At 65.1% G+C, this 23,696-nt stretch carries 21 protein-coding genes; 10 read left to right on the forward strand and 11 right to left on the reverse strand.

Annotated features, from left to right (window positions below; translation table 11 throughout):
* Positions 1 to 15: 15 nt before the first annotated feature.
* The gene (locus tag ACEN9P_RS15200) at positions 16 to 1,140 is read left to right on the forward strand and encodes a 3-deoxy-7-phosphoheptulonate synthase (RefSeq protein ID WP_477661422.1); all 1,125 of its coding nucleotides are present in this window, start codon (positions 16 to 18) and stop codon (positions 1,138 to 1,140) included.
* Between the two features lie 92 nt (positions 1,141 to 1,232).
* Positions 1,233 to 1,544, forward strand: a complete 312-nt coding sequence (locus tag ACEN9P_RS15205; protein ID WP_477661421.1) for a hypothetical protein — start codon at positions 1,233 to 1,235, stop codon at positions 1,542 to 1,544.
* 30 nt (positions 1,545 to 1,574) lie between these two features.
* On the opposite strand, the gene mpl is transcribed toward ACEN9P_RS15205, so the two are convergent.
* On the reverse strand, positions 1,575 to 3,002 hold the full coding sequence (gene mpl, locus ACEN9P_RS15210; protein ID WP_495619714.1) for a UDP-N-acetylmuramate:L-alanyl-gamma-D-glutamyl-meso-diaminopimelate ligase: 1,428 nt from the start codon (positions 3,000 to 3,002) through the stop codon (positions 1,575 to 1,577).
* Between the two features lie 163 nt (positions 3,003 to 3,165).
* Here mpl and ACEN9P_RS15215 point away from each other — a divergent pair, with 163 nt between their 5' ends.
* From ACEN9P_RS15215 to ACEN9P_RS15245, 7 genes are all read left to right on the forward strand, one after another.
* Positions 3,166 to 3,777 (forward strand): hypothetical protein, encoded by a 612-nt coding sequence (locus tag ACEN9P_RS15215; protein WP_495619715.1) that lies wholly within the window; start codon positions 3,166 to 3,168, stop codon positions 3,775 to 3,777.
* Complete coding sequence (locus tag ACEN9P_RS15220) at positions 3,774 to 4,331, forward strand: TlpA disulfide reductase family protein (protein WP_495619716.1); 558 nt, start codon at positions 3,774 to 3,776, stop codon at positions 4,329 to 4,331. Before ACEN9P_RS15215 ends, ACEN9P_RS15220 begins: the two co-directional genes overlap by 4 nt.
* A 335-nt stretch (positions 4,332 to 4,666) precedes the next feature.
* Positions 4,667 to 5,122 carry an acetyl-CoA carboxylase biotin carboxyl carrier protein gene (gene accB, locus ACEN9P_RS15225; RefSeq protein WP_495619717.1) on the forward strand — a complete coding sequence of 152 codons (456 nt, stop codon included), beginning with the start codon at positions 4,667 to 4,669 and terminating at the stop codon, positions 5,120 to 5,122.
* Positions 5,123 to 5,164: 42 nt separating this feature from the next.
* Positions 5,165 to 6,514, forward strand: a complete 1,350-nt coding sequence (gene accC / locus ACEN9P_RS15230) for an acetyl-CoA carboxylase biotin carboxylase subunit (RefSeq protein WP_074576243.1) — start codon at positions 5,165 to 5,167, stop codon at positions 6,512 to 6,514.
* Positions 6,515 to 6,538: 24 nt separating this feature from the next.
* Complete coding sequence (gene prmA, locus ACEN9P_RS15235) at positions 6,539 to 7,423, forward strand: 50S ribosomal protein L11 methyltransferase (protein ID WP_477661471.1); 885 nt, start codon at positions 6,539 to 6,541, stop codon at positions 7,421 to 7,423.
* Positions 7,424 to 7,462: 39 nt separating this feature from the next.
* Positions 7,463 to 8,593: a DUF3426 domain-containing protein gene (locus ACEN9P_RS15240; protein WP_477661415.1), complete on the forward strand. Its 1,131-nt coding sequence runs from the start codon at positions 7,463 to 7,465 to the stop codon at positions 8,591 to 8,593.
* A gap of 19 nt (positions 8,594 to 8,612) precedes the next feature.
* Positions 8,613 to 9,515: a carbohydrate kinase family protein gene (locus ACEN9P_RS15245; RefSeq protein ID WP_477661414.1), complete on the forward strand. Its 903-nt coding sequence runs from the start codon at positions 8,613 to 8,615 to the stop codon at positions 9,513 to 9,515.
* Positions 9,516 to 9,525: 10 nt separating this feature from the next.
* Here ACEN9P_RS15245 and ACEN9P_RS15250 read toward each other — a convergent pair whose 3' ends face one another.
* The 9 genes from ACEN9P_RS15250 to ACEN9P_RS15290 form a co-directional block, all read right to left on the reverse strand.
* Positions 9,526 to 9,912, reverse strand: a complete 387-nt coding sequence (locus tag ACEN9P_RS15250) for a DUF167 domain-containing protein (RefSeq protein ID WP_495619718.1) — start codon at positions 9,910 to 9,912, stop codon at positions 9,526 to 9,528.
* A gap of 54 nt (positions 9,913 to 9,966) precedes the next feature.
* Positions 9,967 to 10,440 (reverse strand): histone H1-like DNA-binding protein, encoded by a 474-nt coding sequence (locus ACEN9P_RS15255; protein WP_036837576.1) that lies wholly within the window; start codon positions 10,438 to 10,440, stop codon positions 9,967 to 9,969.
* Between the two features lie 196 nt (positions 10,441 to 10,636).
* Complete coding sequence (locus ACEN9P_RS15260) at positions 10,637 to 11,863, reverse strand: ribonucleotide-diphosphate reductase subunit beta (RefSeq protein WP_477661412.1); 1,227 nt, start codon at positions 11,861 to 11,863, stop codon at positions 10,637 to 10,639.
* A 133-nt stretch (positions 11,864 to 11,996) separates the two neighbouring features.
* Positions 11,997 to 14,906 carry a ribonucleoside-diphosphate reductase subunit alpha gene (locus ACEN9P_RS15265; protein ID WP_495619719.1) on the reverse strand — a complete coding sequence of 970 codons (2,910 nt, stop codon included), beginning with the start codon at positions 14,904 to 14,906 and terminating at the stop codon, positions 11,997 to 11,999.
* Positions 14,907 to 15,349: 443 nt separating this feature from the next.
* Positions 15,350 to 15,952 (reverse strand): 1,6-anhydro-N-acetylmuramyl-L-alanine amidase AmpD, encoded by a 603-nt coding sequence (gene ampD, locus ACEN9P_RS15270; protein WP_495619720.1) that lies wholly within the window; start codon positions 15,950 to 15,952, stop codon positions 15,350 to 15,352.
* Complete coding sequence (locus ACEN9P_RS15275; protein WP_495619721.1) at positions 15,939 to 17,396, reverse strand: sigma-54-dependent transcriptional regulator; 1,458 nt, start codon at positions 17,394 to 17,396, stop codon at positions 15,939 to 15,941. Before ACEN9P_RS15275 ends, ampD begins: the two co-directional genes overlap by 14 nt.
* Before the next feature lie 4 nt (positions 17,397 to 17,400).
* Positions 17,401 to 19,119 carry a sensor histidine kinase gene (locus tag ACEN9P_RS15280; RefSeq protein WP_495619722.1) on the reverse strand — a complete coding sequence of 573 codons (1,719 nt, stop codon included), beginning with the start codon at positions 19,117 to 19,119 and terminating at the stop codon, positions 17,401 to 17,403.
* Complete coding sequence (locus ACEN9P_RS15285) at positions 19,120 to 19,362, reverse strand: PP0621 family protein (RefSeq protein WP_477661407.1); 243 nt, start codon at positions 19,360 to 19,362, stop codon at positions 19,120 to 19,122.
* Positions 19,359 to 20,159: a cytochrome C assembly family protein gene (locus ACEN9P_RS15290; protein ID WP_495619723.1), complete on the reverse strand. Its 801-nt coding sequence runs from the start codon at positions 20,157 to 20,159 to the stop codon at positions 19,359 to 19,361. Before ACEN9P_RS15290 ends, ACEN9P_RS15285 begins: the two co-directional genes overlap by 4 nt.
* Before the next feature lie 113 nt (positions 20,160 to 20,272).
* Between ACEN9P_RS15290 and ffh the strand changes: the two genes are divergently transcribed.
* Positions 20,273 to 21,631, forward strand: a complete 1,359-nt coding sequence (gene ffh / locus ACEN9P_RS15295) for a signal recognition particle protein (RefSeq protein ID WP_413325546.1) — start codon at positions 20,273 to 20,275, stop codon at positions 21,629 to 21,631.
* Between the two features lie 59 nt (positions 21,632 to 21,690).
* Here ffh and mdoH read toward each other — a convergent pair whose 3' ends face one another.
* The gene (gene mdoH, locus ACEN9P_RS15300; protein ID WP_495619724.1) at positions 21,691 to 23,691 is read right to left on the reverse strand and encodes a glucans biosynthesis glucosyltransferase MdoH; all 2,001 of its coding nucleotides are present in this window, start codon (positions 23,689 to 23,691) and stop codon (positions 21,691 to 21,693) included.
* Between the last annotated feature and the right edge of the window lie 5 nt (positions 23,692 to 23,696).

A 23,696-nucleotide genomic window follows, 5' to 3' on the forward strand; every position in this document is an offset into this window, starting at 1 on the left:
AAAAGGAAGATTGCGATGAATGCCAAAGCCACCTCCGCCAGCGACAACTGGTATGCGACCGTCGAAAAGACCAGCCAGACCGACGACGAACGCATCAAGGACATCACCGTGCTACCCCCTCCCGAGCATCTCATCCGCTTCTTCCCCATCCGCGGCACCGCCGTCGAGACGCTGATCAGCAAGACCCGCAAGGGCATCCACAACATCATCCAGGGCAAGGACGACCGCCTGCTGGTGGTCATCGGCCCCTGCTCCATCCACGATCCCGCGGCGGCGCTGGAGTACGCCCGCAAGCTGGTCGAGCAGCGCAAGAAATACGAAGGCACGCTGGAAATCGTGATGCGCGTCTACTTCGAAAAGCCGCGTACCACGGTGGGCTGGAAGGGCCTGATCAACGACCCTTACCTCGATGAAACCTTCCGCATCGACGAAGGCCTGCGCATTGCGCGCCAGCTGCTGATCGACATCAACCGCCTGGGCCTGCCTGCGGGCAGCGAATTCCTGGACGTGATCTCGCCCCAGTACATCGGCGACCTGATCTCCTGGGGCGCGATAGGCGCGCGCACCACCGAAAGCCAGGTGCACCGCGAACTGGCCTCGGGCCTGTCGGCGCCCATAGGCTTCAAAAACGGCACCGACGGCAATATCCGCATCGCCACCGACGCCATCCAGGCGGCGGCGCGCGGCCACCATTTCCTGTCGGTGCACAAAAACGGCCAGGTCGCGATCGTGCAGACCAACGGCAACAAGGACTGCCATGTGATCCTGCGCGGCGGCAAGACCCCCAATTACGACGCGGCCAGCGTCGCGGCGGCCTGCAAGGAACTGGAAGCCTCCAAGCTGCCGGCCACGCTGATGGTGGACTGCAGCCACGCCAACAGCTCCAAGCAGCATGAAAAGCAGGTCGAGGTGGCGCGCGACATCGCGGGCCAGGTGGCCGGCGGTTCGCGCCATGTGTTCGGCCTGATGGTGGAGAGCCACCTGAACGCCGGCGCGCAGAAATTCACCCCCGGCAAGGACGACGCGAAAGCGCTGGACTACGGCAAGAGCATCACCGATGCCTGCCTGGGCTGGAACGATTCGACGGACGTGCTGGAAATCCTGTCGGCCGCCGTGCTCAAGCGCCGCGCCAATAAATAAGCGAATAAACGCCATCGGCCGCTTGCGGGTTTGTGCGAATAGCCGCGCTACCCGCAAGTCGCCGACCATGGGCGCCTGACCAGGAGCACATCATGCGCAGCGAAGTCACCGTGAGCTTCAAGGACGGCCCGCCCGTGCGGCTGGACCTCAACGAAGTGCAGCCCATGCCGCACGACGTGGCGCGTTGGTGGCTGGACGACCAGTTCACGCAGATGGGCTGCGAGCCGCTGCGGCCAACCGGCAAACTGCTGACCGCCGACAAGGTCGTGGTGGTGGCCCAGGCTGCCGGGCCGGCGAAATTCGCCGAGGCCAAATGGGCGCAGGAGTTTGCCCGCGCGGCCAGCGCGGCCCTGGCCAAGCCGGTGGTTCACATCGACGTGGCGACGCTGAGCATCACCTATTAATTAGTGGGGCCCCAGGCGTTCTGGGCAAAGTCAGGCCTTGAGCGCCTCCAGCAATTTGGCGTGAATCCCGCCAAAACCCCCGTTGCTCATGCACAGCAGGTGGTCGCCGGGCCGGGCCGCCGCCTTGACCTGGTCCAGCAGCTGGTCAATGGTGCCGGCGACCTGGGCGCGCTCGCCCATGGGCGCCAAGGCGGCGCGCGCGTCCCAGTCCAGCCCGCCCGCGTGGCAGAAGGCCAGGTCGGCCTGCTCCAGGCTCCAGGGCAACTGGGCCGTCATGGCGCCCAGTTTCATGGTGTTGCTGCGCGGCTCGAAGATGGCAAGTATGCGTTCACCGCCGCGGCCGGCGCTTTGCAGCTGGCGGCGCAGGCCGTCCACCGTGGTGTGGATGGCCGTGGGGTGATGGGCGAAATCGTCATACACCGTGATGTCGCCGCCCTTGCGCGGGATCACGCCGCGCACTTCCATGCGCCGCTTGACGTTCTGGAATCCCGCCAGCGCCCGCGCCGCGGCCTCGGGCGCCACGCCCACGTGCTCGGCCGCCGCGATGGCTGCCAAGGCATTGAGCTGGTTGTGCACGCCGCTGATGCCCCACTTCACGTGGGCCACGGCCTCGCCGGCCTTGAGCACGTGAAAGTCATGCGGCTCGCCATGGGCGGTAAACCCGGCTTTGTTCAGCAGGCCGTTGCCAAAGAGTAGCTGCTCACTCCAGCAACCCTGGGCCAGCACGCGCTGCAGGCTGGCCTCGGCCGCATTGACGACCACCCGGCCCTGCGAGGGCACGGTGCGCACCAGGTGGTGGAACTGCCGCTCTATGGCCGCCAGGTCGTCAAAGATGTCGGCATGGTCGAACTCGAGGTTGTTCAGCACGGCGGTGCGCGGCCGGTAGTGCACAAACTTGCTGCGCTTGTCGAAAAACGCCGTGTCGTATTCGTCGGCCTCGATCACAAAGGTGTTGCCCTCGCCCAGGCGGGCCGAGACGCCGAAATTGAGCGGCACGCCGCCGACCAGGAAACCCGGCTTCAGCCCGGCATGCTCCAGGATCCAGGCCAGCATGGCCGTGGTGGTGGTTTTGCCGTGCGTGCCGGCCACGGCCAGCACGTGGCGCGGTCCGGTCGCGTGGTGGGTGGGATGGTGCAGCACATGGCCCGACAGCCACTGCGGGCCGCTGGTATAGGGCTTGCCGCTGTTCAAGATGGCTTCCATGAGCGGGTATTTGGGCGTCCCGTCGGCCAGCCGGGCGCGCGAGATCACGTTGCCGACCACGAACACATCGGGCTCGAAAGCCATCTGGTCGGCGCCGTAGCCCTCGATCAGTTCGATGCCCAGGCCGCGCAGCTGGTCGCTCATGGGCGGGTAAACGCCCGTGTCGCAGCCCGTGACTTTGTGTCCCGCCTCCCGCGCCAGGGCGGCCAGGCCACCCATGAAAGTGCCGCAGATTCCCAGAATATGTATGTGCATGGGGCTGTATTCTAGGAGGCCGGGTTTCGCGGGCCCGGCCCCGCCAGGGTGGCCGGCCGCGCCAGGCGCTGAACTTTGGGCCACATCGGGAACCTAACCGGGGCACAATCGCTTCGCCGCTCTTTTCTTCTCTTCTCCCTTCTGGCTCCCGGGCCTGCCGACCTTGACCCCACACACCCTCAAATCCGAAATTGCCGCCACCGCCGCCGCGCTGGTGGTCGAGGAAGGGCTGGAATACGGCCCCGCCAAGCGCCGCGCCGTCAAACAGCTGGCGCTGCCGGCCCGCACCGAGCTGCCCGGCAACGACGAGCTGGAAGACGCGGTGCGCGAATACATTGCGCTGTTCTGCGCCGACACCCAGCCCGCCGAGCTGGCCGCCCTGCGCGAGCTGGCCCTGGTCTGGATGGAGCGGCTGGCGCAGTTCCGGCCCCATCTGGGCGGCGCGGTCTGGCACGGCACGGCCACGCGGCTGTCCGACATCTATATCCAGCTTTTCTGCGATGACCCCAAATCGGCCGAAATCGCGCTGATTGAGCACAATGTGGACTACGAGCCGCGCACCGTGACCGGTTTTACCGGCGACAGCGTGGAAGCGCTCAGCCTGCGAAGTGTGTGCAAACCTTTGAATGAAACCGTGGGCGTGCACCTGATGGTCTACGACCATGACGACCTGCGCGGTGCCTTGAGGCCCGATAGCAAGGGCCGCACGCCCCGGGGCGATATCGCCGCCGTGCAAAAATTATTGATCCCCCAAGCTGGAGCTTCAGACACGTGAATCGCAGAAACATGCTTTATGGCGCGGCCGCCGCGGTGGCCGGCCTGGCCGGCGCCAGCGTCGCCTGGTGGAAGTTCCAGCCGCACAAGGTCGCACCCGGGCCGGCTGAAACAGGGGTGGTGGGCGCGGCGGGCAGTGCCTCCGACGCCTTCTGGCGCCTCAGTTTTGACACCCCGGACGGCAAGAACCTGTCCATGAGCAGCTTTCGCGGCAAGCTCCTGCTGGTCAATTTCTGGGCCACGTGGTGCCCGCCCTGTGTCGAGGAACTGCCTTTATTGGATTATTTCTACCAGGAAAATCGCGATAAAAACCTGCAAATAGTGGGTTTGGCCGTCGATCAGCCCACTGCGGTACGGACCTGGCTGCAAACCAAGCCCCTGCATTTTCCGGTGGGTATGGCCGGCCTTGGCGGGACTGAGCTCAGCAAATCGCTGGGCAACCTCGCCGGCAGCCTGCCCTTCACGGCGGTGTTCAGTGCCTCGGGAGAGTTGCTGCACCGCAAGATCGGCAAGGTCCTGCCTGAAGACCTCGCGCAGTGGGCCAAGCTGGTCTAAGAGGCCCATGCGGGGTTTTGCACGAAAACCCGGCCAACCTGCAGCAATACGCTTCTAACAGCATTGTCTGAAGGGGATTTAGGGAAATCGAGGCCAACCGCCAGACGGTTTGGAATGGCCTCCGGCTTGATGTACACTCTGCGCTTTCCCGGGGAAAGCCGCCTGGCTCCTCCCCGCAGTAGTTAACTGATAAGCGCTTTAAAGCGTAAAAGCAGAAAGTAAGTGAAAAAAGAAGGAAGATCGGTGGCGGCATCCCCTGCGCCCTGTTTCCGGCCTTTCAGTCAAAAGCTGCGCCGAGATCCCGCGCCAGCATCTACCGTCGTTGGAGAGAACCCATGGATTTAAGAAAACTCAAAACCCTGATCGACCTCGTCTCGGAGTCCAACGTCTCCGAACTGGAAATCACCGAAGCCGAGGGCAAGGTACGCATCGTCAAATCCAGCGGCGCTCCCGTCGTGATGCAGCAGCCGGTTGCCATGGTAGCAGCTCCCGCGGGGGCCCGGGCCGCCGGCGCCCCGGCTGCTCCGGCCCCTGAGGCGGCGCCCGCCGCCCCGGCCGGCCATGCCGTCAAGTCGCCCATGGTGGGCACTTTCTACCGCTCGGCCAGCCCCGGCGCCAAGCCCTTTGTGGAAATCGGCAGCGTGGTCAAGGAAGGTGAGACCATCTGCATCATCGAGGCCATGAAGATCCTCAACGAGATCGAAGCCGACAAGTCGGGCACGGTCACCAAGATTCTTTCGGAAAACGGCCAGGCTGTCGAATACGGCCAACCCCTCTTCATCATTGAATAAGCGGGGCGCAGCGCCTCCTTTTCAAACCAGGCTTACCGACGCATGTTCAAAAAAATTCTGATCGCCAACCGCGGGGAGATCGCTTTGCGCATCCAGCGCGCCTGCCGCGAACTCGGCGTGAAGGCCGTGATGGTCTATTCCGAGGCCGACCGCGAAGCGAAATACATCAAGCTGGCGGACGAGTCGGTCTGCATAGGCCCGGCGCCCTCCAAGGACAGCTACCTCAACATGCCGGCCATCATCTCGGCGGCCGAGGTGACGGATGCCGAAGCCATACACCCCGGCTACGGCTTCCTGAGCGAAAACGCCGATTTTGCCGAGCGGGTCGAGAAAAGCGGCTTCAAGTTCATAGGCCCTTCGCCCGAATCCATCCGCATCATGGGCGACAAGGTGTCGGCCAAGCAGACCATGATCAAGGCCGGCGTGCCCTGCGTGCCCGGCTCGGAAGGCGCCCTGCCTGACGACCCGGTCCTGATCAAGCGCACCGCCAAGCAGATCGGCTACCCCGTCATCATCAAGGCGGCCGGCGGCGGCGGCGGGCGCGGCATGCGCGTGGTGCACACCGAGGCGGCCCTGCTGCATGCGGTGCAGACCACCAAGGCCGAGGCCGGGGCGGCTTTCGGCAATCCCGAGGTCTACATGGAGAAATTCCTGCAGAACCCGCGGCATATCGAAATCCAGATCCTGGCCGACCAGCACAAGAACGCGGTCTGGCTGGGCGAGCGCGACTGCTCCATGCAGCGGCGCCACCAGAAAGTCATGGAAGAGGCGCCGGCGCCCGGCATTCCGCGCAAACTGATCGAGCGCATCGGCGAGCGCTGCGTCGCGGCCGTCAAGAAGATAGGCTACCGCGGCGCGGGCACTTTCGAGTTTCTCTACGAAAACGGCGAGTTCTATTTCATCGAAATGAACACCCGCGTGCAGGTGGAGCACCCCGTCACCGAGTGGATCACCGGCGTGGACATCGTGCGCACCCAGATCATGGTGGCGGCCGGTGAAAAACTGCCCTTCGCCCAGCGCGACATCGAACTCAAGGGCCATTCCATCGAATGCCGCATCAACGCGGAAGACCCCTACAAGTTCATTCCCTCGCCGGGCCGCATCACGACCTGGCACACGCCGGGCGGGCCGGGCGTGCGGGTGGACTCCCACATTTACGCCAATTACTTCGTGCCGCCCAACTACGATTCCATGATCGGCAAGATCATCGTCCACGGCGACACGCGCGAGCAGGCCCTGGCCCGCATGAGCACGGCGCTGGCCGAGACCGTGGTCGAAGGCATCAACACCAACATCCCGCTGCACCGCGAACTGATGGTGGACGCCAAGTTCATGGACGGCGGCACCAACATCCACTACCTGGAAGAGTGGCTGTCCAAACGTGAACGGTGACCGCTGCCGGGGCGCGCGATGAGCATGTTTGAACTGATCCTGCTGGCGCCCGTCGACGAGGTTGAGACGCTCAGCGAGGCGCTGGACGCGCTCGACGCGCTCAGCGTTTCGGTGGAAGATGCCGACGCGCAGACGCCGGCGGAGCAGGCCTTGTTCGGCGAGCCCGACATGCCGCCGCCCAAGGCGGGCTGGGAACGCTCACGCATCGTGTCGCTGTTTGCCACCGAAGCCCTGGCGCGTGACGCGGCCCATGTGCTGGCGGCACAGGACTTTTTCACGGGTTGCCGCGTCGTCGCTGTCCAGCCCGTGCCCGAGCAGGACTGGGTGCGCCTGACCCAGTCGCAGTTCTCGCCCGTGGACATCACACCCGAATTCTGGATCGTACCGACCTGGCACGAGCCGCCGGCCGAGGCCAAACAGGTGATTCGCTTGGACCCGGGCCTGGCTTTCGGCACGGGCACGCACCCGACCACCCGCATGTGCCTGCGCTGGATCGCAGGCCGTAGCGGGCAAGACCTGGGCCGTGTGCTGGACTACGGCTGCGGCTCCGGCATCCTGGCCATCGGTGCGGCCAAGTTCGGCGCGGCCGACATCGACGCCGTGGACATCGATCCGGCCGCGGTCGAATCGACGCTGGCCAATGCCGAGGCCAACCATGTGGCGCTCAAGGCCGGCCTGCCCGAGACTGCGTCCGGCCAGTACCGCACCGTGCTGGCCAACATCCTGGCCACGCCGCTCAAGGTGCTGGCGCCCTTGCTGTGTTCCCATGTCGAGAAAGGCGGGCACCTGGTGCTCGCCGGCATCCTGGAGCGCCAGGCCGACGAGCTCAAGCAGGCCTACGCCCCCTATTGCCAGCTCAAGGTGCACGATGCGCAAGAGGGCTGGATCCTGATGACCGCCGGCTTCTAGGCCGTCCCGCGGGGCGCGGCCCCTACAATACAGCGCTAAATGAGCCTGATTACGCGCTGTCCCGCATGCGGCACGATGTTCAAAGTCGTGACCGACCAACTCAAAGTCTCACAAGGCTGGGTGCGATGCGGCCATTGCGCTGAAGTGTTCGATGCGTCGGCCCATCTGCTGCCGCGCGATATGTCCGCGCTGACCGCGCCTGCACCCCTGGCAACGGCCACGCTGGCCGCCGCCCCAGAGCCCCCGCCGGAATTCGACCGCCCCACCGAGCCCCAAAGCCTGCCCGCTGCGGACCCGCCGGTGGAGCCGTCCCGGCAGGAATGGGCGCCGGCCCGCTCGTTTGCCGACAGGATGCCGCTGCGGCCGTCCAGCCCCGGCTGGGACGACGCCCAGGACAGCGCCGCCGACTTCGACCCCGTGCGCTGGAAGCAGGCGCAGCAGGAACGCCAGCTCGATCCGCTGGAGCTGCCCGCCGAATCGCTGCCTGCCGAGCTACCCTTGCCGCGCCAGCCGGCCATGGTTCGCCAGGCCGTCGAGGACGATTCCAGCTTCGCCTATTCGGACGTGGATTCCGGCATGCCGGGGCGGCCGATGGAGCACGATGTGTCCTTTGTGCGGGATGCGCGGCGCAAGGCCTTCTGGCGAAAACCGCTGACGCGCCTGTCGCTGTCCCTGCTGTCCCTGCTGCTGCTGGCCGCGCTGGTGGCCCAGTGGGCCGTCCAGCAGAGGGACATGCTGGCCGCGCTGGAGCCCCGGCTGCTTCCGGCGCTGCAGGCCTTGTGCGGCCCGCTGCGTTGTGAAATCCGCCCGCCTCGCCATATCGAGGCGCTGGTGATCGACAGCTCCACCTTCAACCGCATCGCGCCCGACGCCTACCGCCTGAGCTTCACCCTCAAGAACACCGGCGTGGCGACGCTGGAAATGCCCTCGCTGGAGGTGACCCTGACCGACACCCAGGACCAGGCCGTGGTGCGCCGCGTCCTGGCGCCGGCCCAGTTCGGCGCCAAGGCTGCGACGCTGGCGGCCCAGTCCGAGCTGGCGGGGCTGGTCATCATGAAAGTCTCGGGGGATGCGGCCGGCGGGTCACCCCCTTCCTCCTCATCTTCTTCCGCTTCCGCGGCCGCGCCCCTGCGGGTGGCGGGCTACCGTGTCCTGGCTTTTTATCCCTGATTGAAACGAGAAAAAATCAATGTCCGCTGTTATCTGTGGCTCCCTGGCGTTTGACACCATCATGACTTTCGAGGGGCGCTTTTCCGAGCAGATCCTGCCCGACCAGCTGCACATCCTCAATGTGTCCTTCCTGGTGCCGGCGCTGCGCCGCGAATTCGGCGGCTGCGCCGGCAACATCGCCTACAGCCTGCGGCAGCTGGGCGGCACGGCCCTGCCCATGGCGACGGTCGGCAGCGACGGCGCCGAGTATGTGGATCGCATGAAGACGCTGGGCATCAGCACCGAGTTCGTGCGCCAGGTCGAGGGCACCTACACCGCGCAGGCCATGATCATGACCGACCGCGACAACAACCAGATCACGGCTTTCCATCCCGGCGCGATGATGCAGGCCCATGTGACCCGCATCGCGGCGCGCGGCGACATCAAGCTGGGCATCATTTCGCCCGACGGCCGCGATGCCATGCTGCAGCATGCCGAGCAGTTCAAGGCCGCCGGTATCCCCTTTGTGTTCGACCCGGGCCAGGGCCTGCCCATGTTTGACGGCAAGGAACTCGCGCATTTCGTCGAGCTGGCGACCTGGGTGACGGTCAACGACTACGAAGCCAAAATGCTCTGCGACCGCACCGGCCTGTCCTGCGCCGAATTGTCGCGGCGCGTGCAGGGCCTGGTGGTGACCTTGGGCGCCGAAGGCTGCGAAGTCTGGATAGACGGCGAAAAAACCCTGGTGCCGCCCGTGAAGGCCGAGGCTGTGGTGGACCCGACCGGCTGCGGCGACGCCTTTCGCGGGGCGCTGCTGTTCGGCCTGGAACAAGGCTGGCCGCTGGCGCGCTGCGCCGCGCTGGGCAACCGGGTCGGCGCGCTCAAGATCGCGACGCGCGGCGGCCAGAACTACACACTGTCGGCCGAACAAATCTCGGCTTAAAGAGCGCCCCTCAGGCGGGTGGGCCGTCCTGGCCCAACGCTTTCACCAGCTCATCCCAGGCGGCGCGGCCGGCCGCAGCGGCATTCACGCGCAGCTGCTTGCGCCTGGAGCTCTCCCCGCGCGCCAGCGTGACCGCCTGCTGCGGCACACCGAGGCAGCCGGCCAGCCATTTCACGAGTGCCTGGTTGGCCTTGCCGTCCACCGGCGGCGCCTGCAGCCGCAGGCGCAGCGCGAGCTGGCCGGCTTCGCCGTGCAGGCCCACGACCTGGGTTTTGGCGGCATTCGGCACCACGTGCACATCGACCAGCACGTCGCCGTTCTTTTCCATTCGCAGAAAGGCAAGCTCAGGCAGTGGCATGGGCGGGATGATGGCGGGCGTGGGGAGCGGGGCGGGCATGAAAAAAGCCCGACATCTTTCGATATCGGGCTCTAAGCAGAATTACCTTACTGCTTACGGCTTGCTGGCGGTCGGAAACGGCCAGGCAGCTTGCGGGTTCAGAGTAGTCTGAGCCGCAGGGGCAGCCGCTGCAGCGGGTGCTTTCGCAGCTTTGGCAGCAGGTTTTTTCGCGGCTTTCTTCGCAGCGGGCTTTTTCGCTGCTTTCTTGGCGGCAGGCTTCTTCGCAGCGGCTTTCTTGGCCGCTGGTTTCTTCGCTACCTTTTTCGCGGCCTTCTTGGCTGCTGGCTTTTTCGCTGCGGCTTTCTTCGCCGCTGGCTTCTTGGCCGCTACCTTCTTGGCTGCTGGCTTTTTCGCTGGCGATTTTTTCGCAGCTGGCTTCTTGGCCGCTACTTTTTTCGCTGGAGCTTTTTTAGCCGGAGCTTTTTTCGCTGCTACTTTTTTAGCAGGAGCCTTCTTAGCTGCTGCCTTTTTAGCAGGAGCCTTCTTCGGAGCAGCTTTTTTAGCCGCAGTTTTTTTCGCAGTTGCCATAGTTTTCTCCTTGATCACGTTGCAAAGAGCACTTCACGGTTGGAGTACGTAAAGCGATTCACGGCGTTGGGCCCCGGATAAACCGGTCCCAGCGCCGCGAACACAGGAGCAAAGCCCAGCGCGCACTCTGCGGTGTCGTCGTTGGTCGTTGCAATTCTAGAAATCATTGTCGGCTTGTGTTGCGCGTCTTGTTCAATCAATCCCAGGAAAGGGCACCACCGGACTGGTACTCGATCACACGGGTTTCAAAGAAGTTGCGTTCTTTTTTCAGGTCGATCATTTCGCTCATCCACGGGAATGGATTCTCCTCGTTGGGGAAGAGAGTTTCAAGTCCGATCTGCGTGGCGCGGCGATTGGCGATGTAGCGCAGGTAGCCTTTGAACATGGAGGCGTTCAGGCCGAGCACGCCGCGCGGCATGGTGTCCTCGGCGTAGCGGTATTCCAGTTCGACGGCCTTCATGAACAGGGCCTTGATCTCGGCCTTGAACTCCGCCGTCCAGAGGTGCGGGTTCTCCAGCTTGAGCTGGTTGATCAGGTCGATGCCGAAATTGCAGTGCATGGACTCGTCGCGCAGGATGTACTGGTACTGCTCGGCGGCGCCGGTCATCTTGTTCTGGCGGCCCAGGGCGAGAATCTGCGTGAAGCCGACGTAGAAGAACAGGCCCTCCATCAGGCAGGCGAAGACGATCAGCGACTTGAGCAGGGTCTGGTCGGCCTCGGGCGTGCCGGTCTTGAAGTGCGGGTTGGAGATGACTTCAATGAAAGGGATCAGGAACTGGTCCTTGTCCTTGATGGACTGGACTTCGTTGTAGGCGTTGAAGATCTCGCTTTCGTCCAGGCCCAGCGACTCGGTGATGTACTGGTAGGCATGGGTGTGGATGGCTTCCTCGAAAGCCTGGCGCAGCAGGAACTGGCGGCACTCGGGCGCCGTGATGTGGCGGTAGGTGCCCAGCACGATGTTGTTGGCGGCCAGCGAGTCGGCGGTCACGAAGAAACCCAGGTTGCGCTTGACCAGGCGGCGTTCGTCCTCGGTCAGGCCGTTCGGGTCTTTCCAGAGCGCGATGTCGCGCGTCATGTTCACTTCCTGCGGCATCCAGTGGTTGGCGCAGGTGGCGAGGTATTTTTCCCAGGCCCATTTGTATTTGAAGGGCACCAGCTGGTTGACGTCGGTCTGGCCGTTGATGATGCGCTTGTCGGAAGCTTTGACGCGCTGCGCCTTGGCGGGTTCGGCGGAGACGGGAGCCGAAGGGGCCGCAGCTTGCGCAGGTGCGAAGGCGCCGTCGTTGAGCATGCGCACTTGCGCCTGGGGTTGCTCGGCGGCGTTAAAAGAAAGAGGCGGAAGTTCCATCGAGCGGCCTTCGGGCGAGCCGCTGTTCTGAGGTGTTTGCAACGATGGTTTGACTTCTTCGTCCCAGGTCAACATAGAGGTTTCCAATACTGTGGGATTATGAAAGCAGCGATACAAAATGAAAAGTGTTCATTCACATCGCTACAAAATTGTGTTGCTCATATACATCGAATCGCGCGGCCGGGTGGCCGCGCGATCCGGTGTTTTTTTATTGGCAGGCCTCGCATCCCGGGTCATCGATCGCGCAGAACTTGATGTCGGTGGCGGGCGTTGCATTCATCTGCGCCTGCGCCGCGGCGGCCGCCGCTTCGAGCGCGCTCATGCCGCTGCTCGCGGGCGTGGAGCCGGATGACACCGAGTTCATCTTGCCCGCGGTCACGGTCGATTTCTCGGCGTGCGTCGCGCTCTGGGTGCGCAGGTAGTACGTGGTCTTGAGGCCGCGCAACCAGGCCAGCTTGTAGGTGTCGTCCAGCTTCTTGCCCGAGGCGCCCGCCATATAGATATTGAGCGACTGCGCCTGGTCTATCCATTTCTGGCGGCGCGCCGCCGCTTCGACGATCCAGGAGGTCTCGATTTCGAAGGCCGTGGCGTACAGCGCCTTGACGTCCTGGGGCACACGGTCGATGGGGCGCAGGGAGCCGTCAAAGTGCTTGAGATCCACCACCATCACGTCGTCCCACAGGTTCAGGCGCTTGAGGTCGCGCACCAGGTAGTGGTTGATGACCGTGAATTCGCCGGACAGGTTGGACTTGACCGAGAGGTTGCCGAAGCAGGGCTCGATGCAGGCATCCACGCCGATGATGTTGGAGATGGTGGCGGTCGGGGCAATGGCGACGCAGTTGGAGTTGCGCATGCCGTCCTTGGCGATCTTCTTGCGCAGGGCTTCCCAGTCCAGCGTGGCGGAACGGTCGATCTCGACATAGCCGCCGCGCTGCTCGGCCAGCATGTCCAGCGTGTCCAGCGGCAGCACGCCCTTGTCCCAGAGCGAGCCCTTGTAGCTGGCGTACTTGCCGCGCTCTTTGGCCAGCTCGGTGGAGGCCCAGTAGGCGTGGTAGCAGACGGCTTCCATGGACTTGTCGGCGAACTCGACGGCTTCCTGGGAGGCGTAAGGCACGCGCAGCTCATACAGGCAGTCCTGGAAGCCCATGATGCCCAGGCCCACGGGGCGGTGGCGCATGTTGGAGTCGCGGGCCTTCTTGACGGCGTAGTAATTGATGTCGATCACGTTGTCCAGCATGCGCATGGCCGTGGTGATGGTCTTCTTGAGCTTCTCGTGGTCGACCGCGCCGTCTTTCAGGTGCTGGACCAGGTTGACGGAGCCGAGGTTGCAGACGGCGGTTTCGGTGTCGCTGGTGTTGAGCGTGATCTCGGTGCACAGGTTGGAGGAGTGCACGACGCCGGCGTGCTGCTGCGGCGAGCGCACATTGCAGGCGTCCTTGAAGGTGATCCAGGGATGGCCGGTTTCAAACAGCATGGACAGCATCTTGCGCCACATGTCGGTGGCCTGCACCTTGCGGGACGGCTTGATCTCGCCGCGCTCGGCCTTGGCTTCGTAGGCGGTGTAGATCTTCTCGAAATCCTTGCCGAACTTGTCGTGCAGGTCGGGCGTGTCGGACGGCGAGAACAGGGTCCAGCTGCCTTTTTCCATCACGCGGCGCATGAACAGGTCGGGAATCCAGTTGGCGGTGTTCATGTCGTGCGTGCGGCGGCGGTCGTCGCCGGTGTTCTTGCGCAGTTCCAGGAACTCTTCGATGTCCAGGTGCCAGGTTTCCAGGTAGGCGCAGACGGCGCCCTTGCGCTTGCCGCCCTGGTTGACGGCGACCGCCGTGTCGTTGACGACTTTCAGGAAAGGCACTACGCCCTGCGATTCGCCGTTGGTGCCCTTGATATGGGCGCCCAGGGCGCGCACGGGCGTCCAGTCGTTGCCCAGGCCGCCGGCGAATTTGGACAGCAGGGCGTTTTCCTTGATGGCATCGTAGATGCCGCCCAGGTCGTCGGCGACCGTGGTCAGGTAGCAGGACGACAGCTGCGAGCGCAGGGTGCCGGCGTTGAACAGGGTGGGCGTGCTCGACATGAAGTCGAAGGACGACAGGATTTCGTAGAACTCGATGGCGCGCTCTTCGCGGTCGATTTCGTTGAGCGACAGGCCCATGGCCACGCGCATGAAGAAAGCCTGGGGCAACTCGATGCGCTGCTTGCGCACGTGCAGGAAATAGCGGTCAAACAGGGTCTGCAGGCCGAGGTAGTCGAACTTCAGGTCGCGTTCGGGCTTGAGCGCGGCGCCCAGTCGGGCCAGGTCGAACTGCTGTAGTTTTTCGTCGAGCAGCTCGTTCTGCACGCCCTTGGCGATGAACTGCGGGAAATATTCGGCATAGCGGATCGCCATGTCCGCCTGGGTGACTTCCTCGCCCAGCACTTCGCGGCGGATGGTGTGCATCAGCAGGCGCGCGGTGGCGTAGGTGTAGTCGGGGTCTTTTTCAATCAGGGTGCGCGCCGCCAGGATGGAGGCCTTGTAGACCTCGTCGATGGGAACGCCATCGTAGAGGTTGCGCATGGTTTCCGCGACGATGGGGTCGGGCTTGACGTCGGCGCCCAGGTTGGCGCAGGACGCTTCGATCAGGGCCTGCAGGTTGCGGATGTCCAGGGCAACGCGGTTGCCGCGGTCGGTCACGTGGATCAGGGGGGCCGCAGGCGCCTGGGTCTGGGGCTGGCGTGCGCGCTCCTGCGTGCGTTTTTCGCGGTACAGCACATAGGCGCGGGCGATCTCGTGGTGGCCGCCGCGCATCAGGCCGAGCTCGACCTGGTCCTGCACGTCTTCTATATGAAAGGTGCCGCCGCCCGGGCGCGAGCGCATCAGCGCGCGGATCACCGCCTGGGTCAGGCCGTCGACCGTTTCGCGCACGCTGGCCGAGGCCGCGCCCTGCGTTCCGTGAACGGCCAGGAAGGCTTTCATCATGGCCACGGCGATCTTGTTGGGCTCAAACGGCACCACGCCGCCGTTGCGGCGGATGATCTGGTAGTGGGCAAGCGGATTGGACTGGGTGTTGGGTTCGCTGGCTGCCGGGTTGCCGGCGGCCAGACCGGGTGTTGCGGGCACTGCGTGCTGTGCTGTTTGCATGACTTCCTCTTTGCTTTGTTTTATGACTGGCTGATGTGCTGTTGCGGGCAATCCGTTTGGCGGGAGCGGTTCAAAAACATGAACCAATTTCTCACCGCCGGGGCCCGAATTACATCAATCTTGAATTAGGGCTTAGGCACTATACCTAGGGTATTGGGGGAATACAAGCCACTACAGGTAGTGTACCGCCGACTTTATGGACCGTTACGTTTTGTGGCTTTTTCATTCCACTTCGGACCCCTCGCCTAAGGCCTTTGTGTTCGTGCCGCTCATCCCGCGCAAAGCCTGATTTCATCAGGCCTGCGGGCATTGCGCGACGCTGCGGCGCGCCTTGTCGCGGGCTTTGGCCCGCCAACACAAGCCCATGTTAGCGCGGTAAAAATAACGGAAAATTTTCCGCGGCAAAGCGCACCACACTGGTGTGGTTTTGTGCCGCGCGCCGCTCAAACAGTTTCGGGAAAGTACCTAGCCGGCAAGGCCAGCGAGTCTTGCAGCAAGGGCCAGTCGAAACCCGCACCGGGGTCCTGCTTGCGGCCCGGCGCGATGTGTTCATGCCCCGCGATGTGGGCGATGGGATAGGCCTCGAGCAACGCGGCGCACAGCCCGGCCAGTGTTTCGTACTGCGGCGCTTCGAAAACGCCGCCTTCCAGGCCTTCGAGCTCAATGCCGATGGAGTCGTCGTTGCAGTTGCCGCGTCCGCGGTACTTCGATTCCCCGGCATGCCAGGCGCGGTCGCCGCAGCCGACGAACTGCCACAGGGCACCGGAGCGGGCAATGAAGAAATGCGACGACACCTGCAGGCCGCGTATGCCCTGGAAGTAAGCGTGGGCTTCCCAGTCGAGCTGGTTGGTGAAGAGCCGCTGCACGTTGCCGTTGCCGAATTCACCGGGCGGCAGGCTGATGGAGTGAATCACCACGAGGTCGATCTGCACGCCTTCCGGCCGCGGGCCGAAATTGGGCGATGCCAGCGCGCGCGCATAGCGGTACCAGCCGTCCCGCCATAAAGAGAGCGGGGCATCGGCGCCCCGGCTTTCAGGCGGGGTCATCGGCGGCGTCGAGTCCATCGGCGGGGTCTTCGCTGCCCGGCGTGACGATATTGAGGCGGGCGATGCGGTAGCGGATCTGGCGCAGGCTCAGGCCCAGCCTGGCGGCCGCCGCGGTGCGGTTGAATCCGTTTTCCAGCAGCACTTTCGTGAGGATGCTGCGCTCCTGCCGGTCCAGGTAATCCTGCAGATTTTCCGGAACGGCGACCTGCTCTTCGGCCGGTGCGTCGAAATGCAGCTCGCTGCCGTCGCCCAGCGCCACCGCCCGGTGCAGGGTGTTTTCAAGCTCGCGGACGTTGCCGTTGAAGGGCAGGGCGCGCAGCTGGGCCAGCACGGACTCGGTCAGTTCGGGCACGGGAAAGCCGGACTCCTGGCAGATCCTGGCGAGCAGGGCTTTGCACAGGTCGGGCAGGTCTTCGCGGCGCTCGCGCAGGGCCGGCACGTGGATCTCGATCACATTGAGCCGGTAATACAGGTCCTGGCGGAAAGTCCCCGCCTGGACTTCGGCCACCAGGTCCTTGTGGGTGGCGCTGACGATGCGCACGTCCACCGGGTCCTCCTGCGCCGAGCCCAGCGGGCGCACGGTGCGCTCCTGGATGGCGCGCAAGAGCTTGGACTGCATGGCCAGCGGCAGGTCGCCGATCTCATCGAGGAACAGGGTCCCGCCTTTGGCCGCCTGGAAGTAGCCCTGTCGGTCCTGGGCCGAGCCGGTGTAAGCGCCCTTGCGCGCGCCGAAGAACTCCGCTTCCAGGAGGTTTTCCGGGATGGCGCTGCAGTTGACAGCCACAAACGGGCCTGCCGCGCGGTGGCTGCAGCCGTGCACGGCGCGCGCGACCAGTTCCTTGCCGGTGCCCGACTCGCCCTGGATCAGCACGGGCGCCATGCTGCCGGCCACCTTGACGATGCGCGACTTGACGGCGCGCATGACGGCCGATTCGCCGACCAGCTTCTGCAGGATCAGCGGGGTCTCGGCGGCCATCGGCAGGGGCAGCGACAAAGGGGCGATGCCCGAGTCTGGCGTGCCGCGCTGGGTTTTTTCGGCGGCCGGCGCCGGATGTTTGGCACCCTGCACGGCCGACGCCACCACGCTGCGGAACTGTTTGAGGTCGACCGGCTTGGTGAGGTAGTCAAAGGCGCCGGCCTTCAGGGCCTCGACCGCGTTTTCGGCGGAGCCGTGCGCGGTGATGACCACGCAGCGCTCGCTGCGCTGCTGGCTCACCATGTCGCGCAGCAGCTCCAGGCCCAGGCCGTCCGGCAGGCGCATGTCGGTGATGACCGCGTCAAAGCGGTTTTCGCTGAGCTGCTGGCGGGCCTGCAGCAGATCGCCGGCGGCTTCCACCCGGTAACCCTCCCTGAGCAGGGTCAGCTCATAGAGGGTGCGCAGGTCCGGCTCGTCGTCGATGACGAGGATGCGGGCTTGCTGGGGAACGGGGGCTTGCATGCTCATGGTGTCAGCTGGGCATTGTGGCAAAAGAAGGCGAGGGCGTGTTCGGGGATTGCGTGGAGGGCCTGAACATGACGAAAAATTCGTTGCCGTCGGTGCCTTCGCGCAACACGCGCTGGTAGCCGATCATGGCGCCGTAGCGTTCGCACAGCTCGCGGCAGATATACAGGCCCAGCCCGCTGGAGCGGCTTTCCGATGAGAAAAAAGGCTCGAACAGGTGGGTCTGCACGGTCTGCTCCAGCGGCTGGCCGTCGCTCCAGACGGACAGGCGCGCCTGCCCCGGCGCCACGTTCTGGGTCGCGACCTCGATCGCGCCGGCGCAATCGCTGGCATAGCGCAAGGCATTGTCCAGCAGGTTGATCATCAGGCGACGCAAATGCTCGGGCTCAAAAACCACGACGGCGTTGTCCGAGGCCGTCGTGACGCGCGTGCGCGCGGCGGCCGCGGTCTGCCCCGCCCAGTCGGAGGTGATTTTCTGGACGGTGTCGTCCAGCGGCAGCGTGGTGGTTTGCGGTGAAGGCAGCTGCGCCTGGGCCCGCGAGATATTCAGCACCTCGTCGACGATGCGCGCCAGCCGCTGCGCGTTTTGCCTGACCATGGCGGTGAGCTGGCGCTGCCCCGCGTCCTGCAAGTCCTCCTCGAGCAGTGCATTGGCTTGCGAAATGGCGGCCAGCGGGTTGCGGATTTCATGGGCCACCGCGGCCGACATGCGGCCCATGGCCGCCATTTTTTCGGTCCGTACCCGCGCCTCCATTTCGCGCAGGTCTTCCAGGAACATCACGCACAGGCTCTCATGCGTGCCGTTCGGCGATGCGGCCAGCCGCGTGCGCACATGCAGCCGCCGGGTGTTGCCGCCCGCATTGCCCAGGCTGACGTCCTCTTCCTGCGGTGATTGCGCCGCGAAGGTGCGGTGCGTCAGCTCGGCAAGGGGTTGCCAGGCGGCTTCCGTGGCCAGGATGAAGGGGGCGCTGCGCACCGCGTCGCCGGCCGCCAGCAGGCGGCGCGAAGCCGGGTTGGCAGAGCGCACGATGCCGTTGACGTCGACCACCAGCACGCCGTCGGCCAGGGCTTCAATGACCAGTTCATTCACCTGGGTTTGCATGCGCGCGGCCGACTGGCTGCGTTTGGCCAATTGCTCTTCCCTGGCCAGTCGCAGGGCCAGGTGGTTGGCAAGCAGCGCGACGAGGAAGAAGCCGGAGCTGCTCAAGCCCGCCTGCAGGAAACGCGCGTTGGAGTCGCCCAGTCCTTGTAGCGAGTTCCACCAGGCATCGGCCAGCAGCAGCAGCGTCACGCTCGAAGCGGTCCCGAAGGCCAGCAGGATGGGGCCGAGGATGGAGGACAGCAGCACCGGCAGTGCGAACAGCGGGGTGTAATTGATACCGCCTGACTGCAGGAAGTTCAGCGCCGAGAAGGCGACGACGTCCACGCCTATGGTCAGCACCCATTGCGCGTCAAAGGTGCTGCCGGGCGGCCGCGGCCGCGACCAGACCCGCACGGCCAGGGTCGCGCACAGGTAGGTGATGCAGGTTGCGATGGACCAGTGGTTGGTGATGTTGCCCAATACGTAGATGAAGGCCTGCAGGACGACCAGCACGGCGGCGATGGCGACGCGCGCTGTCATGAAAACATGCCAGAGGCGGCCGAAGGAGCCGGGCCCGGACGTGATTTCCCAGCTGCCTGAGCCCTTGTCGCCGCCGGTTTCAAACCAATGGGACGGCGTACTCATCTAGCCTCCGGCCTGGCGCCGATGCGCGTCGCTGCAGTAAATGCCTTTGCTGCCGATCAGCGCTTCAGTTTTCGGTAAATGCACGCCGCAAACCTCGCAGGCGACGATTTCAGTGATGGCGGGCCCTGGTTTTTGCGGGGCCGGCTGGCGGGCCGGCGCGGCCTCGCCTCGTTCTGTTTCACGGTTGTGCCGCCAGATCCAGAACACCACCAGCACCAGGCCCATGACCAGCAGGTATTTCATGCCCGCCTCAGGATGACTTCAAGCACAAAGCGCGAACCGGCATAGCCCAGCAGCAGCAGGCCGGAGCCCAGGTACAGCACATGCACCGCCTTGCGGCCGCGCCAGCCCAGGCGCGCCCGGCCGATCAGCAGGCCGGCAAAGGTCAGCCAGGCCAGCACCGAGAACACGGTCTTGTGGTTCCACTTCCAGGCCAGGCCCGGCCCGTAAAGCGTTTCGGCGAACAGCCAGCCCACGAACAGCGTGGCCGACAGCAGCACAAAGCCGGCTTCGACGAAGCGAAAGGTCAGGCGCTCCAGCGTCATCAGCGGCACGCCGGCGTCGGTTTGCGCGGCCAGCCGGATGGAGCGCTCCGAGCGCGTCATGAGCCAGCCGTGCACGACCGCCGCGGCAAACAGCCCGTAGGACGCAATGCCCAGGGCCCAGTGCAGCGGCAGCCAGGGCGATGCGATGGCATGGTAGGTGGTGCCGGGGAAAACGGCTGCCAGGATGACCGCCACGCTGCCCAGGCCCGCCAGTGCCCAGTGCGCATGCAGCTGCGGAAACAGGCGGCTTTCAATCGCGTACACCGTGAGCACCAGCCAGACGGTCATGGACAGCGCGGGCGCAAAACCGAAGCGCGGCGGCTCGCCCAGCAGGCCGTCGGCCAGCGCCAGCGCGTGCAGCAGCCAGGCCGCCAGCAGCAGGCCGCGTACGGCGGCGGCACCCAGGCGCGGCGCGGCCCGCGCCAGGACGGCATAGGCGACGGCGGCGCCAGCCGCCGCCGCAAGACCCCACCAGTCGCTCAAAGCTAAAATCATGGCTAGAGTTTAGCCTTTACTGCTTTCCCGGCGGCTTTCCCCGCCGGCCTCCTGGCGGCTTTTGGCAGCCTTTCCCTTCCCACCTAACTGCCCCACGCCCGTGGCGCCTCCCCATGGCCTCAGCCCTCACCGACAAGTTATCCCGCCTCGTCAAGGAAATGCGAGGCCAGGCCCGCATCACCGAATCCAATGTGCAGGACATGCTGCGCGAAGTGCGCATGGCGCTGCTGGAAGCCGACGTGGCCCTGCCGGTGGTGCGCGACTTCATCGCCCGGGTCAAGGAAAAGGCGCTGGGCCAGGAGGTGATGGGTTCGCTCTCGCCGGGCCAGGCACTGGTCGGTATCGTCAACAAGGAACTCGCCGCCACCATGGGCGAGGGCGTGAGCGACATCAACCTGGCGGCGCAGCCGCCGGCGGTCATCCTGATGGCAGGCCTGCAGGGCGCGGGTAAAACGACTACCACCGCCAAGCTGGCCAAGCACCTGATTGAAAAGCGCAAGAAAAAAGTCCTGACGGTCTCGGGCGACGTTTACCGCCCGGCCGCCATCGAGCAGCTCAAGACGGTCACCAAACAGGCCGGCGCCGAATGGTTTCCCAGCACGCCCGAGCAGAAACCGGCCGACATCGCCCGCGCCGCCATCGACTACGCCCGCAAGCACTTCTTTGACGTGCTGCTGGTCGACACGGCCGGCCGGCTCGCCATTGACGAAGCCCTGATGGCCGAAATCAAGGAACTGCACGCCATCCTGAACCCGGTCGAAACCCTGTTCGTTGTCGACGCCATGCAGGGCCAGGACGCGGTCAATACCGCCAAGGCCTTCAAGGAGGCGCTGCCGCTGACCGGCATCATCCTGACCAAGACCGACGGCGATTCGCGCGGCGGCGCGGCGCTCAGCGTGCGGCAGATCACCGGCGCGCCCATCAAGTTTTCAGGCACCAGCGAGAAGATCGACGGCCTGGAGGTGTTCGACGCCGAGCGCCATGCGGGACGCATCCTGGGCATGGGCGACATCGTGGCGCTGGTCGAGCAGGTCGCCGCCGGCGTGGACGTGGCGGCGGCGCAAAAGCTGGCCGCCAAGATCAAGTCGGGCGACGGTTTTGACCTCAACGACTTCCTGGGCCAGCTGCAGCAGATGAAGAACATGGGCGGCCTGTCCAGCCTGCTGGACAAGCTGCCGGCGCAGATGACCGCCAAGGCCGGCCAGGTCGACATGGACAAGGCCGAGAGGGACATCAAGCGCAAGGAAGGCATCATCCAGAGCATGACGCCGCTGGAGCGACGCAAGCCCGAACTCATCAAGGCCACGCGCAAGCGCCGTATCGCGGCCGGCTCCGGCGTGCACGTTCAGGAAGTCAACCGGCTGCTCAACGAGTTCGAGCAGATGCAGGGCATGATGAAGAAGATGAAGGGCAGCGGCATGATGAAGATGATGAAGCGCATGGGTGGCATGAAAGGCATGCCCAAGTTCTGAAAAACCGGGACCATAAAAAAGCCGCTTGATCAAGCGGCTTTTTATTTGGGAAGGGAATTTCAGGCCGCCTTCAGCCGCGGCTGGGCCAGCCGGCTGGCATGCAGCCAGGCGCGGCGCAGCACCGCGGGGGAGCGGGTCTCTTCCGGAATCAGCAGGTAGTTTTGCGCGCGCAGGGCCGTGCCCACGCCGACCTTGCTGGTGAGCACCGTCATCGGGATGGACAGCAGCAGCGGCAGGCCCACCGGGATCAGCCAGACCAGTGCGCGCGCGTCGATCACGGCGATGCCGACGGCCAGCAGCGCGATCACGCCCGACATGGGTGCCAGCTGCGCCAGCGCATGGCGCCAGGGCACCGCGGCCGCTTCGCGCGGGGGCGATTTCCATTCGAGCTTCAGGCCCGTCAGCGCCACCACCACGAACAGCGAGTGCGCCAGCATGCGGATGGGGGCCTGCAGCAGGGCGATCAGGGTTTCCAGCAGCGCGCTGCGCAGCAGGCTGGCGGTGCCGCCGTAGGACTGCTGCTGGCGGTTGATCAGCACGGCGGCGATGCCCAGGATGCGCGGCAGGAACAGCATGCACAGCGTCCAGGCCCACAGCGACATCAGCTCACCCGGCAGCAGGGTCCAGTCGGCGATCATGGGCGAGCCCGACAGCCACAGCGCGGTGCCCAGGGTCAGGAAGCACAGCCACAGCGGCGCCGACAGGTAGGCCATGGCGCCGGTGCCGAACATGGAGCGGTGCACCGGGTGTATGCCCGGCTCGGCGATCAGGCGCGAGTTCTGCAGGTTGCCCTGGCACCAGCGGCGGTCGCGCTGCAGCTCGGCCAGCAGGTCGGGCGGCTGCTGCTCGTAGCTGCCGACCAGGTCGCCCACCAGCCAGACGTGGTAGCCGGCGCGGCGCATCAGCGCGGCTTCGACAAAATCGTGCGACATGATGCTGCCGGCCATGCCGCCCGTGCCCGGGATGTGGGCCAGCGCGCAGTGTTTCATGAAGGGTTCTATGCGGATGATGGCGTTGTGGCCCCAGTAGTGCGACTCGCCCATCTGCCAGAACTGCATGCCCAAGGTGAACAGGCGCCCCGTCACGCGCGAGGCGAACTGCTGCGCGCGCGCATGCAGGGTCACATGGCCTATGGCCTGGGTGGCGGTCTGGATGATGCCGGCCCTGGGGTTGGCTTCCATCAGCTTGACCATGGAGACCAGGCAGTCGCCGCTCATCACGCTGTCGGCATCCAGCACCACCATGTAGCGGTAGTCCTTGCCCCAGCGGCGGCAGAAGTCGGCCACGTTGCCGGCCTTGCGGTCGGTGCGGCGCCTGCGCAGGCGGTAATAGACCTCGATCTGCGGCTGGTCGGGGTGGCCGGCCAGCTGGGCGCGCAGGTCTTCCCAGGCGGCGCGCTCGGCCTGGATGATGTCCGGGTTGTTGCTGTCGGACAGCACGAACACGTCGAAGCTCCGCACGTGGCCTGTCATGGCCACCGACTCGCAGGTGGCGCGCAGGCCGGCGAACACGGTGCGCACGTCCTCATTGCAGATGGGCATGATGATGGCGGTGCGCGTGGACGCATCCAGCGGGTAGTGCTGGACTTTTTTCGCCGACAGCGCGTGCCTGTCGCCGAAGAGAGTGACGTAAAAACCCATCATCGCGGTCATGAAGCCGGTCACCACCCAGGCTGAGAGCAGCGCAAACAGGCTGATCTGGCCATATTGCAGCCAGGCGTTGTCGTAGTCGGGCTGCATGTCGGCAAAGATGCTGGTCGCCAGCACCGTGCTGACCAGCGTCAGCAGCAGGAACACCGCGCGGCGGCGCCTGGCCGCGCGCTGCCAGGGCGCGGGCCGGGCGGCGGGCAAGGGGCGCAAGGCCGCCGGGTCGCCGGCCTTGAACATGGACATCAAGGGCAGCAACAGCGCGGTTGCCATGCTGTTCCAGAAACCGCGCCAGGGGCGCGGCACCATGGAGCCGCGGTTCAGCGGCGGCGCCGTGACCGAATTCGGATGACGTTCCTCGCGCAGCAGGCTGCGCGCGCCGGACGGTATCAGGGTGTGATCAGGTTGGTCCATGTTTC

Source organism: Polaromonas sp. Polasp52 (assembly GCF_059491565.1).